12 protein-coding genes and 1 tRNA gene are annotated in these 12,041 nt (G+C 32.4%); 3 read left to right on the forward strand and 10 right to left on the reverse strand.

What is annotated here, in order from left to right:
- Positions 1-100 precede the first annotated feature (100 nt).
- Both K354_RS0106620 and K354_RS0106625 read right to left on the reverse strand, forming a co-directional pair.
- Positions 101-1,657 (reverse strand): flavocytochrome c, encoded by a 1,557-nt coding sequence (locus K354_RS0106620; RefSeq protein WP_024954717.1) that lies wholly within the window; start codon positions 1,655-1,657, stop codon positions 101-103.
- Between the two features lie 181 nt (positions 1,658-1,838).
- The gene (locus K354_RS0106625; RefSeq protein ID WP_024954718.1) at positions 1,839-2,132 is read right to left on the reverse strand and encodes a nucleotidyltransferase family protein; all 294 of its coding nucleotides are present in this window, start codon (positions 2,130-2,132) and stop codon (positions 1,839-1,841) included.
- Positions 2,133-2,347: 215 nt separating this feature from the next.
- Between K354_RS0106625 and K354_RS0106630 the strand changes: the two genes are divergently transcribed.
- A complete protein-coding gene (locus K354_RS0106630) occupies positions 2,348-2,716 on the forward strand; it encodes a hypothetical protein (protein ID WP_024954719.1) in 369 nt (122 codons plus the stop codon).
- Positions 2,717-2,846: 130 nt separating this feature from the next.
- Here the strand turns inward: K354_RS0106630 and K354_RS0106635 are convergent.
- Positions 2,847-2,921: transfer RNA gene (locus tag K354_RS0106635), tRNA-Asn, on the reverse strand.
- 169 nt (positions 2,922-3,090) lie between these two features.
- Between K354_RS0106635 and K354_RS0106640 the strand changes: the two genes are divergently transcribed.
- Together K354_RS0106640 and K354_RS0106645 are read left to right on the forward strand one after the other, a co-directional pair.
- Positions 3,091-4,038: a TAXI family TRAP transporter solute-binding subunit gene (locus tag K354_RS0106640; protein WP_024954720.1), complete on the forward strand. Its 948-nt coding sequence runs from the start codon at positions 3,091-3,093 to the stop codon at positions 4,036-4,038.
- 75 nt (positions 4,039-4,113) lie between these two features.
- Entirely contained in the window at positions 4,114-6,264 is a 2,151-nt protein-coding gene (locus K354_RS0106645) for a TRAP transporter permease (protein ID WP_024954721.1), read from the forward strand.
- A gap of 20 nt (positions 6,265-6,284) precedes the next feature.
- Here the strand turns inward: K354_RS0106645 and K354_RS0106650 are convergent, their stop codons facing one another.
- Genes K354_RS0106650 through K354_RS0106680 form a run of 7 tightly spaced genes read right to left on the reverse strand, consistent with a single transcriptional unit; the run spans position 6,285 to position 12,012 of the window.
- Positions 6,285-7,205, reverse strand: a complete 921-nt coding sequence (locus K354_RS0106650; RefSeq protein WP_024954722.1) for a radical SAM protein — start codon at positions 7,203-7,205, stop codon at positions 6,285-6,287.
- A gap of 49 nt (positions 7,206-7,254) precedes the next feature.
- Positions 7,255-8,280 (reverse strand): uroporphyrinogen decarboxylase, encoded by a 1,026-nt coding sequence (gene hemE / locus K354_RS0106655; RefSeq protein ID WP_024954723.1) that lies wholly within the window; start codon positions 8,278-8,280, stop codon positions 7,255-7,257.
- Positions 8,281-8,282: 2 nt separating this feature from the next.
- Positions 8,283-8,777: a YqhA family protein gene (locus K354_RS0106660; protein WP_024954724.1), complete on the reverse strand. Its 495-nt coding sequence runs from the start codon at positions 8,775-8,777 to the stop codon at positions 8,283-8,285.
- Positions 8,778-8,785: 8 nt separating this feature from the next.
- Positions 8,786-9,811, reverse strand: coding sequence for an aspartate-semialdehyde dehydrogenase (locus K354_RS0106665; RefSeq protein WP_024954725.1), 1,026 nt, complete (start codon positions 9,809-9,811; stop codon positions 8,786-8,788).
- Complete coding sequence (locus K354_RS0106670; protein WP_024954726.1) at positions 9,808-11,112, reverse strand: sigma-54-dependent transcriptional regulator; 1,305 nt, start codon at positions 11,110-11,112, stop codon at positions 9,808-9,810. The genes K354_RS0106665 and K354_RS0106670 overlap by 4 nt, the downstream gene beginning before the upstream one ends.
- A 34-nt stretch (positions 11,113-11,146) precedes the next feature.
- A complete protein-coding gene (locus K354_RS0106675) occupies positions 11,147-11,539 on the reverse strand; it encodes a hypothetical protein (RefSeq protein WP_024954727.1) in 393 nt (130 codons plus the stop codon).
- Positions 11,515-12,012 (reverse strand): LPP20 family lipoprotein, encoded by a 498-nt coding sequence (locus tag K354_RS0106680; protein WP_156928217.1) that lies wholly within the window; start codon positions 12,010-12,012, stop codon positions 11,515-11,517. Before K354_RS0106680 ends, K354_RS0106675 begins: the two co-directional genes overlap by 25 nt.
- Positions 12,013-12,041 lie beyond the last annotated feature (29 nt).

Genomic DNA, 12,041 nt, shown 5'->3' on the forward strand with positions numbered 1-12,041 from the left:
TCAGGAGCAGCAGCTTTTTCGCTGCTACTTCCGAACAAAAATGCTACACTAAAAATGAAAAAAAACCCTAGAGAAAAAAGAGTTTTTTTATTCTTCATAATTAAATATTTTCTCCCGCAATCATACCGAATGTTAAACAATCAGTTACAGCTACACTTCCTAAACGGCTCGCTCCATGAGTACCACCTGTTACTTCTCCAGCTGCATATAATCCTGCAATTGGTTTCATTGTGTTTCCTGAAATTACTTGTGCTTTTGTGTTAATCTTAACTCCACCCATTGTGTGGTGTGGTTTTGGTTGTAAACGAATAGCAAAATAAGGTCCCTTATCTTCTATACATTGACCTTTATAAGTTTTTACTGGTTTACCAAATTCATCAACACCTTTTTTTGTTCCATCATTGTATTTTTTAATACTTGCTTTCAGTGCATCTACTGGAATTTTGTAATGTGCTGCTAATGCATCAACAGTGTCGAATTGTTTCATAACATCAGCTTTAAGAGCTTTTTCTCTTGTAGCAATAACATTTTTATCAAATGTATTTGATGTACCAAACGCAACAGGATTTGCAGTCGGATCTTCATGAAGAATTCTATATTCAGCATCAGCACGAGTTTTTCTATCAGCCATTTCATTCATGAAACGCTTACCATTTCTGATATCTACAGCGATACCGTATTTAAAAACACCACCTTGAGTCATATGTGGAGCTGTACCAAAACCTCTTTCATCAGGACTTGCCCATGGACCTTGTTGAATCCATCCAATATGAATTGGCATTGCACCAATTTGGAATGCTTTTAACATTGCACCAGAAGTTGCACCTAAATGATTAGTCACATCTTGATCAACACCTAATCTAGGATCTTGAAGTTTTCTGAAAACTTTATCTGCACTAAAACCACCAGCTGCTAAAATAACACCTTTTTTAGCTCTAAATACTTTTTTCTCACCAGTTGTGTTTTCTGCATCATCACTTAAAAGTTTTTTATTGAATCTATAACCAGTTCTAACTGTAATTCCAACAACACCACCTTTGTCATCCATTACAAAATCATCAAACTTAGTTCTTCTTACAATTTTACAACCAGGAAGACCTTCAACAAACTTAGTCATTGGTTTAATAATTCCTGATCCACTTGAATTTTTTGTAAAAACTGAACGAGGAACAGTGTGACCACCAAATTGAAGAGGTGGCTTATCATCTTGAAATTTAGCACCACATTCTACAGCAAATTCAAATGCTTCATGTGCTCTATTTGCAATAGTTTCTAAAAGTTCAACATGGTTAATTCCAAGTCCAGCTTTTAAACAATCTTTTATAAATAATTCATTAGAGTCTTTTATACCATATTCTGTTTGTAAACGATTTTTTGGTACAGCCATACCACCACCGTTGATAACTGAGTTACCACCAACACGACCCATCTTTTCAACAACAAGTACTTTTAAACCTCTTTGAGATGCTTTAGCGGCTGCTGCAAGACCTGCAAAACCTGTACCAATTACGATTACATCATATGTTTCATCAAATTTAACATCTTTTTCAAGGATTGTTGCTGCTGTTGCATTAGTTGCACCTAGCATTGCTAAACCTGCTGCACCTAAAGCACCTATTTTAAGGGCATCTCTTCTTGAGACCATTTCCTTTTTCATTTCAAACCTCCATAAAATAATTTTGATATGGAAGTTTAACAATAGCACGTGATATCTTACGTGACATCTTAAATATAAATATAAAAATTTTTATTAATAATTATTTTAAGAAAAAATTTATATTTATAAAATTCTTTTTGAAGAAATAGAAATTTGTTTTAAAGCTTCCAATAAAACTTCATTAGACATATATAGCTTCTTTAGTAATTTTGCTTTTTAAAAATTGATTCATTTTATCTCGAATTCTAACAACATCAACACGATTTTCTAATTTATCTTCTAAATCTTGCTTTATACTTGAAAGAGTAAAAAGGTTTGGTTTTTTTAGTTCAACTACAACATCAACATCACTACTCTCATTTGATTCATCTCTAGCAACTGAACCAAATATACCTATCTTTGTAATACCATAGTCAGCATCATGTTCTATTTTATATTTTTTTAAAATATTTAGTATCTTTTTCTTTTCTAACATAATTATACTTATATTCTAAATTCAGCGGACTGTTTTCCAGTTAAAATGATATTAATTGAGAGAATTCCATTTTTGATTGTGGCATATCATATTTTAAATCAGATATATTAGTATACATCTCTACATGTAGATTTAATTTTGTTAAACAAAGTCTTCATGATAAAGTCTATTTGTATGTATGCTATAATCAAAAAAATTGATAATAAAGTGATGTTATGGAAACACTGTCTTTAAAAACTAAAAAACAAATTGTACTCTCTCGAATAATTTATGATTACATCATTAATGGAATAGCTGATTCTATTAGCACCATATCAGAGCAAGACCAACAGCTTCTTATAATGAGAATCAACATGCAAGCAATCACACATGCTATTGATATATCTCAAGAAGAAGAGATAACAGATTTTAATTACTCTTTTAATCAACTAGGATTATCATTTGATGCTCTTGTGCCTTTATCTGAGATTGAGTTTTCAAATGCATTTATAGATACTCATATAGATCTTATGCGTACTGAACTAGGTGAGGATTTTGTAAATATGGTCAAATACTTAAAAAAGATGGAAAATACAGTTGTATGAACTACATTTAGGACTATAGACATACCTGAAATAAAAAGCTTGATAAATCTGCTAGATTGTTAAAATACAAAAAGTTATTATAAAAATTTAAGTGGTTTGAAATATTTTGTTTTGAAAGTTAAAAATAAAATGGCTCCGGATGCTGGATTCGAACCAGCGACCAAGTGATTAACAGTCACCTACTCTACCGCTGAGCTAATCCGGAACACGCTAACGAGGACGAAATTATAGTAAAAAATCTATTCAATGTCAATAGTTTTTTGAAAAAAATTTCAAATTCTTTCTAATTATATGGCTAATTTAGCTTTTATGTTAAAAACAGATAAAAGTCGATAGAATAATTACCATATATAATTTTTTTAAAAGGAGTCTTTATGACTAAAAAATTAGCAACTATCGCATTGGCTGGAGCACTTAGCATCCCTGCTTTTGGTGCAGAATTCATCACTATTGGAACAGGTGGAGTTACTGGTACTTACTATCCAACAGGTGGCGCAGTTTGTCGTCTTGTAAACAAGATAAAGAAAAAAACTGGTATCAGATGTTCAGTTGAGTCAACTGGAGGCTCTGTTTATAATGTAAATACAATTCGTGCTGGCGAGTTAGATTTTGGTATTGCTCAAAGTGACGTTGTATATTATGCACTTAATGGTGAGAAAAAATTTGAAGGTAATCCTTACAAAGGATTAAGAAGTGTTATCGCTATCTATCCTGAATTATTAGCATTAGTAGTTAGAAAAGACACTGGCATAAAATCTCTTGCAGATTTAAAAGGTAAAAAAATCAATATAGATGTACCAGGTTCTGGAACTCGTCTTACAGCTGAAATTGTAATGAAAGCTGAAGGTGTTAGCCCAAGTGATTTAGCTCTTAAAAGTGAGTTAAAGTCAACTGAAGGCCCTAACATGCTTAAAGATAAGAAAATAGACGGTTATTTTGGTGTTTTTGGTCATCCTACGGCAAATATCAAAGATGCAGCTAACTCAACAGATGCTTATATCGTGCCTGTAACTGGTAAAAATATTGATGCATTAATTAGCAAATACCCTTATTATGCAAAAGGTACTATTTCTGGAACTTTTTACAAAGGAATTACTAATGATACTCCAAGTATTGGTGTAAAAGCTGTTCTTGTAACTAGTGATAAAATCAGTGACAAAGCAGTATATACTGTTACTAAAACAATTTTAGACAACTTTGCTGCATTTAAAAAATTACACCCTGCATATAAAACTATTACTAAAAAATCTCTTTTAGATGGTTTAAGTGCTCCTCAACACCCAGGTGCTATAAAAGCATTTAAAGAAGCTGGACTTTTATAGTTCACACAAACTCAATATATATGTGAGATACTTCTATAGTATCTCACACTGAGAATTTAAACATGGATATTACTTATGAATTATGATGAAAAAGAGATAGATTTAACACCACAAAGTGATACCTTACTCGAAGAATTATCTGAAAAGAGAGATCCTTTTGATAGTGAAGAGGAACTGGATGCTGAAGAAAAGTTAATCACAGAATTAGAAGGTCAAAGAATCTTTCCAACAGGACAATGGCAATATTGGATGGTTGCTATTATAGCCTTTGCATGGTCATCCTATCAACTTTATGTTGGTGTTGTGCCGGTAAATAGTGTATTTGTGCGCTCTGTGCATTTAGCTTTTGCTATTGTACTAGTATACTTCATGTACCCAATGCAAAAAAAGCCTCACTTGCGTTCGAATATAACATGGTATGATTTTATTTTAGCCACAGTTTCTGCTGCTGGAGCCCTGTATGTTTATATAGATTATACTGGTCTTTCTTATAGACCGGGATTATATTTACAAAGAGATATTATATTTGCAATAGTCTCTATTGTACTTATTTTAGAAGCTTCAAGACGTGCTCTTGGGCCTGCACTTTCCATTATTGCTCTACTCTTTTTAGTGTATGATTATTTTGGACAATATATGCCTGATTTGATTGCACATAAGGGTGCGAGTATAGCTAAAATTTCAGGACAAATGTATCTAACAACCGAAGGGATATTTGGTGTACCTCTTGGGGTTAGTTCGAGTTTTGTTTTCTTATTTGTACTCTTTGGTGCACTTTTAGAGAGAGCTGGTGCTGGTGAATATTTTATCAACTTAGCGTATGCTCTACTTGGAAAATACAGAGGAGGGCCTGCAAAAGCTTCAGTAGCAGCTTCAGGACTTACAGGTATTATTTCAGGTTCATCTATCGCAAATACCGTTACAACAGGAACATTTACTATTCCACTAATGAAAAGATTAGGTTTTCCTAAACACAAAGCAGCCGCAGTTGAAGTAGCAGCCTCAACAAATGGTCAGCTTATGCCTCCTATTATGGGAGCTGCAGCATTTATTATTGCTGAGTTTTTAGGGCTGAGTTATACTGATGTTGTTATGGCCGCTTTTATTCCTGCTTTTGTATCATATTTTGCACTTTTTTATATAGTTCATTTAGAATCATTAAAACTTGGATTAGAGGGAGAAGACCCTGCAAAATTACCTAAAAAATGGGACTCATTTATAAGAGGGATTCATTATATTATTCCTATCTTTTTCTTAGTATATACACTTATTGGATTAAGAGAGTCTGCAACAAGTGCAGCTATGAGTGGTATAGCTTTTATGATGATGATTATGGTGGTACAAAAACCAATTTTTGCCTTGATAAAAAAAGAAAAACTTACAAAACATGTATTTTTTGAAGGTTTTATAGATATTGGTCATGGTATGGTCAATGGAGCAAAAAACATGGTACCAATTGCAATTGCAACAGCAGTTGCTGGTATGGTTGTTGGTTCTGTTACGCTCACAGGAATTGGACAAGTCTTAATCGAAGTCATTGAAGAGTTATCAAATGGCTACATTATACTTGTACTTGTTCTCACTGCTGTTACTTCACTTATACTTGGTATGGGACTTCCTACAACTGCAAACTATATTGTAATGGCAAGTTTAACAGCTCCTGTTATTATGACTCTAGCATTTGACAGTGGTTACCTCATACCTGCAATTGCTGCACATATTTTTGTATTTTACTTTGGGATACTCGCAGATGATACGCCACCAGTGGGAATTGCCGCTTATGCGGCAGCTGGTATAGCAAAATCTGACCCTATTAAAACAGGTATCCAAGGCTTTACTTACGATATGAGAACAGCTATATTGCCTTTTATGTTCTTTTTCAATAATGAACTTTTACTCATAGGTGGTGTAGATGCTATCGATCCTGATGATGCAACAAAATGGCAATGGATAACAGATCCTGTACAAATTGGTATTATTTTTATAACTGCAGTTATAGGTATGTTTGCCTTTAGTTCTGCAACACAAAGTTATTTTATAACGAAGGTAAATACAATAGAGAGATTAATGTTTTTAGCAATAGTTCCTTTGATGTTCTTACCAAAGATTATGCAACCAATTTTACATCTTCCAAGTCACTACTTATCATATGTGATTGGTATAGCTATTTATATAGCAATATATTTCATGCAAAAAGCAAGAATAAAAACTTCTGCTAAAGCATAAACAAAAAAGATAGGGCTTCTTTAAGCTCTATCTTTTAACTTATAAAAATTAACCCCAGCAACACTCTTTACATGTAAGAAATTTTCTTCTACTAATTGTTCAAGTATTTGTATACTTTTTGTTGAAAAACTAATATGAACATCATCAAAGCTTTGTGGTCTTTTATCTATCATATTTAAGATCTCTTCTTTGGTAAAATCTCTTTTTTCCTCACTATAATCCCGTTTATACGCTAAACTTATAGGAAGTGAACTTAAGATACCCGCTAACTCTTTGAGTCTTGGAATAGAAACACTTTTTACATCATAAGCTGGTGGTCTATCTACCGTACTGATATCAATTCTATCTGGTTGTATCTCTTTTAAAATAGTTCTAAGTGCTTCAAACTCTTCTTCTTTATCATTGATACCTGCAACAACTAAAATCTCTATAACAAGCTCTTTAGAGTATATTTTTCTAAACTCTCTTATACCTTGCACAATATCTTCTACATGTAAACCTTTTAAAGGTCTATCTATCTTGTTAAAACATCTCTGTGTTGCACAATCTAATGAGAGTTTTACTATATCTATCTCTTTTAAAATTTCTCTTGTTTGTTTAGATGAAGATGTAGCACCATTGGAAAGTATCAATAACTTTGAATCTTTTTTGATACTGTTTAACTCTTGTATCAACTCTTGTAAGTGAGGGTAAAGTGTTGGTTCACCATTTGCAGTCAGAGTGATGACATCTATATCTTTATACTTTAAAAGTGCCTCTTTTACTGCATCGACTACTTTTTGTACTGAAGGAGGATTTTGTATAGTATCTACTGGTTTTGCACCTTTTAATTCACAATAAATACAGTCAAAATTACACTGTTTTGCATCAGGACTTAAATCTATACCAAGAGACTGTCCAAATCTTCTTGAAGTTATTGGACCAAAAACGATTTTATTCATGGAATTCTCTTTACATGTAAGGATAAGGAGGAAAACCTCCCTTATTGTTTTATCTTTTAGTTTGTTCTTGAACTTGTTTAATAAAGTATTTTGCATTTTCAACAGGGATATCTGGCAATATTCCATGACCAAGGTTGAAAATATGACGGTTATTGTTATCCATAGTTTTTACTATCTTTTCAACACCCTCTTTAATCGCATCTTTATTATAAAGTCTTGTTGGTTCCATATTGCCTTGAAGAACATACTTGTCACCAAGTTTCTCTTTAGCAAGTTCTAATGGAGTTGACCAATCAACACCAAATACATCAAAATCACCATCAATTTTATCTAAGTAACCACTAATTCCTTTAGGGAACATAATCACTGGAATATGAGGGTATTTTGCTTTTAAATGCGCTGAAATTTCTTTCATATAATCCCATGAAAATTCAAAATATGCACTCTCTTCAAGAGCAGCAGCCCATGAATCAAAAATCATAACAGCATTAACGCCATTTTCAATTTGTCTTTGCATATAGATTTTAATAACTTCTGTTACTTTTCTAAGAAGTGCGTGCATAAACTTAGGGTTTGAGTAGATAAGCTTTTTAACTATTGCGTACGTTTTTGTACCTTGACCCTCTATCATATATGTAGCAAGTGTCCAAGGAGCACCACAAAAACCAATAAGTGCTTTATCTGCTGCTAGTTTGCCACGAATAAGACGGATAGTCTCATATACATACTCTAATTTATCTGCTGCTTCTTCAATACATAATGCGTCTAAATCTTCCATTGTTTTTATCGGATTTGGAAAAAGAGGACCTTCCCCTTTTACAAATTTCAATTCCATTCCCATTTCCATAGGAACAACTAAAATATCACTAAACAAGATTGCTGCGTCAACACCAAGTATATCCATTGGCTGAAGAGTTACCTCACAAGCTTTTTCTGGGTCTCTACAAAGAGATAAAAAATCTCCTGCTTGAGCTCTTACTTCCATATATTCAGGAAGATATCTTCCAGCTTGTCTCATCATCCATACTGGTGTATGTGATGTAGGTTTTCCAAAACACGCATCTACAAAAATCATTCTTACTTACCAACCTTATTTAAAAAATATAATCCAATAGCAAGTCCCATAATCGAACCTGCAAAATATAGCATCTCTAATGCCCCATCATAACTTGTATGCAAAACTCTTTGAAAAAAGTTTACAACTAAAACCATCACTACAACTTTTGCTATTTTATCTTTTAACTGGTCTAAAGAGGTGATGTGAAGAACTTTTGATTCTCCACCTTCGTTAGTTTCTTCTATCTCACATATAAAAAGCTCATAAATACCAAAGCTAAAGATAAATAGCACAACACCAATAAGATATAAATCAATAGCGCCTATAATTTCACTTACAATATCTGCATGAAAGTTTTCAGGATGATATGCAGCAAAAAAATATTTAAACGTTATAATTGAAACGTGTACTATATCTGCACTTGCTATTAAAAATAGAATTATTGCTCCTAAAAGACCAAAAATTACTGCAGATATAGTTAAAAGTCTACTTGACCATAAAGCCTTTTCAAACATATATATAATTAGCCTTCCATCTCAATCCACTTTTGTGCAATACGAACAGAGTTTGTTGCAGCTCCCACTCTTAATTGATCAGCAACACACCAAAGATGTAGTACATTATCTCTATTAATATCTTTTCTAATTCTACCAACATAAGTTTCATCAGTATCACTAGCTGTTGAAGGCATTGGATACTCATTTTTAGCCGGATCATCTATCACTGTGACATGTTGTGCATCTTTTAAAGCTTGTACCGCTTTTTCTACGCTTATATCATTTTCAAAATGAATAGTAATTGACTCACTATGACTTCTTATTACAGGAACTCTAACACATGTAGCACTTACTTCTATGTTTCTTCCAAGAATTTTTTGAGTTTCGTTTACCATTTTCATCTCTTCTTTTGTGTAATCATTTTCCATGAAAACATCAATATGAGGAATGACATTTAAAGCAATTTGATGTTGAAATACTTTTGGTTCACACTCTGCTAATTTAAAAGCAAAAAAGTCTTGCATTTGTGAAACTAACTCTTCCATACCAGCTTTTCCAGCTCCACTTACTGCTTGATAAGTACTAACATCAACTCTTTTAATACCAAATGCATCATCAAGTGGTTTTAAAACTTGTACCATTTGAATAGTTGAACAATTTGGATTTGCAATAATCCCAGTATTTTTCCAACTAGTAATATCGTCTGGATTACACTCAGGAACCACTAAAGGTACATTTTCTTCCATTCTAAAGTGACTTGTATTATCTATTACAACGGCACCCGCTTCTGCTGCAAATTTAGCATAATGAGCAGATATTGAACCACCTGCACTAAAAAATGCAATTTCTATGTCTTTTTCTTCAAAAATATTTTCTGTTAACTCTAAAACTTTGTAATGTTTGTTTTTATATTCTATATCTACACCAGCACTTCTACTACTTGCTAAGGGAATTAAATTATTAATTGGAAAATCAACTTCTTCTAATATTCTAAACAACTCTTCGCCTACAGCTCCTGTTGCACCTACTATTGCTACATTATATTTTTTCATAACGCTACCTCTATGTTATATTTATTAATTTTTTTGTCTAATACTACTTTACTCATACCCAAAATTTTTGCAGCTTCCAATTTATCATCTTGTACACTCTGCAAAACTTCTTGTATCAACTCTTTTTCCATACTATCTATTGATTTCGTTTTATTTGTATTTCTACTATCTAAAAAAAGATCTTCTAAACTAATCACATTATTATCGCTTAAAATAGCTGCTCTTTCAACTACTGAAATTAATTCTCTAATATTTCCTGGCCAACTGTAACTATTTAACTCTTTTAAAGCCTCTTTTGAAAACTCTAACTCATCCAGTTCATATTTTTTACAAACTTCTTTTAATGTATAATTTGCAATTGGTTCTATCTCTTCTTTTCTTTCTCGAAGAGAAGGGATTTTTACTGGTATTGTATTTAATCTATAATACAAATCTTCTCTAAACTCATTTTTTTCGATTGCTTTGTGTATATCGGCATTTGTTGCACTTACTATACGAACATCAATTTCTATCTCTTTAGTCCCACCTACACGTGTTATAACTCTTTCTTGGAGAACTCTAAGAAGTTTTGCTTGTAAGCTTATAGGCATCTCAGCAATTTCATCTAAAAACAGTGTCCCTCCATGGGCAATTTCAAAATGACCTTTTTTTGAAGTTGTCGCATCTGTAAAAGCACCTTTTTCATATCCAAAAAGCTCACTCTCAAGTAAATTTTCAGGAATAGCTGCCATATTTATAGCTATAAACTTTCCTTTAGCCCTTGGAGAGTTTTTATGAACAAAATTTGCAAATAACTCTTTTCCCACTCCACTCTCACCCATAAGTAAAACTGAAGCATCGGTTCTAGCTGCTTTTTTTGAAAGTTTCAATGCCTTATCTAAAGCATCTGAACTTGCCACAAAATCACTATTGTCACTTTTTGAATCGTCTTTTTTACTACTTTTTACTTTTTTACTTATTATTACTTGTCTTTTTATAGCATCTACCAAAGTATCAACTTCAAAAGGTTTTGTTAAAAAATCTTTAACTCCTAACCTAACAGATTCAATAGCACGATTTAGTGTAGCGTTTCCAGTAATTACAATAATATCATATCTACCATCTAACTCTTTTATGAATTCTATCCCATCCATCCCTGGCATATTTATATCAGTGACTATTAAATCTACACTACTATCTATCTTTTTGAGCGCATCAATTGCACTTTTATATGTAGTTAACGAAAATTCTTTGTATTCACTTAAAGCGAACTCCAAAGATTTTCTCATATTGATGTCATCTTCGACTATTGCTATATTCACCCAGTTATCCCCTTTTTAAAGAAATATTTAGAATCTATCTTAAAACACTTATATTAGCAAATTGGTCTTTAAAATCTACTGTAAATTGTGTGGGGGTTATAGTAAGTACGCTTCTATCTAATACACCTTTTGTCTCAATAAGTGTTCTACTTATCACTTGTGTACTCATTGGATAAAAACAAGGAAGAAGTTTATTAAAGTTTTCATTTAAAAAATGAAGGGTAGATTGATACTGCTTTTTTTGAGTATCTATTTTGCATAAAAATTTATATTTATCATTTTTTGAATCAAGCATTAGAGGAGAGATATTTCTCTCCTCATATACTATTTGTTTATTAGTAGTAGCTGATTTATAGGAAAACCAAAAGTTTTCACTTGAAATCAAGTTACATGTAAAGAAAATTAATAAGCAAAAATTTCTTTCCACCTAGCACCATTCATCTTTAGTTCCATTCTTACTATAAATAAACCATCTTTAAAATCATGCTCAGTAATAGTTGCATCTTTTACAAGACCATTTACTTGAGATACTATTCTAGAATCATACAATGCTGCATTTTTGATAGTATCTTTTGCATTGATTTGAACACCATAAAGTTTTTCAGCCATTTGTCTATATGCATCTGCAATCGCTGCTCTTTTTGCTAAAGCCATTGCTTGAGCTGGAGAAACAGTATTTTGTGGTGCAATCCCTTCACCATTTACTGCAAAAACTCTATCTGGGTTGTTATTAAGATAAATAAACTTTTCTTCTTGAAGAATTTGTTTTATATCTTCTCTATCAACTTTTTGAACAATTACCTTTGGCTCTTTCTTTACTTGTGCTGTAGTACTTGTTTGTGTCATAGCACATCCAGAGAACAGCATAAGCATACCCATTCCCGTAAACAGGGATATCATCCATTTATTCATAGCATACCTTTGTATCA

Source organism: Sulfurospirillum arcachonense DSM 9755 (genome assembly GCF_000597725.1).
Lineage (GTDB): Bacteria > Campylobacterota > Campylobacteria > Campylobacterales > Sulfurospirillaceae > Sulfurospirillum_A > Sulfurospirillum_A arcachonense.

Bases quoted from the DNA above. Each gene is read 5' to 3' on its own strand.
- K354_RS0106620 (WP_024954717.1), bottom strand. From the start codon at position 1,657: ATGAAAAAGGAAATGGTCTCAAGAAGAGATGCCCTTAAAATAGGTGCT.
- K354_RS0106625 (WP_024954718.1), bottom strand. From the start codon at position 2,132: ATGTTAGAAAAGAAAAAGATACTAAATATTTTAAAAAAATATAAAATA.
- K354_RS0106630 (WP_024954719.1), top strand. From the start codon at position 2,348: ATGGAAACACTGTCTTTAAAAACTAAAAAACAAATTGTACTCTCTCGA.
- K354_RS0106640 (WP_024954720.1), top strand. From the start codon at position 3,091: ATGACTAAAAAATTAGCAACTATCGCATTGGCTGGAGCACTTAGCATC.
- K354_RS0106645 (WP_024954721.1), top strand. From the start codon at position 4,114: ATGAATTATGATGAAAAAGAGATAGATTTAACACCACAAAGTGATACC.
- K354_RS0106650 (WP_024954722.1), bottom strand. From the start codon at position 7,205: ATGAATAAAATCGTTTTTGGTCCAATAACTTCAAGAAGATTTGGACAG.
- hemE (WP_024954723.1), bottom strand. From the start codon at position 8,280: ATGATTTTTGTAGATGCGTGTTTTGGAAAACCTACATCACATACACCA.
- K354_RS0106660 (WP_024954724.1), bottom strand. From the start codon at position 8,777: ATGTTTGAAAAGGCTTTATGGTCAAGTAGACTTTTAACTATATCTGCA.
- K354_RS0106665 (WP_024954725.1), bottom strand. From the start codon at position 9,811: ATGAAAAAATATAATGTAGCAATAGTAGGTGCAACAGGAGCTGTAGGC.
- K354_RS0106680 (WP_156928217.1), bottom strand. From the start codon at position 12,012: ATGATATCCCTGTTTACGGGAATGGGTATGCTTATGCTGTTCTCTGGA.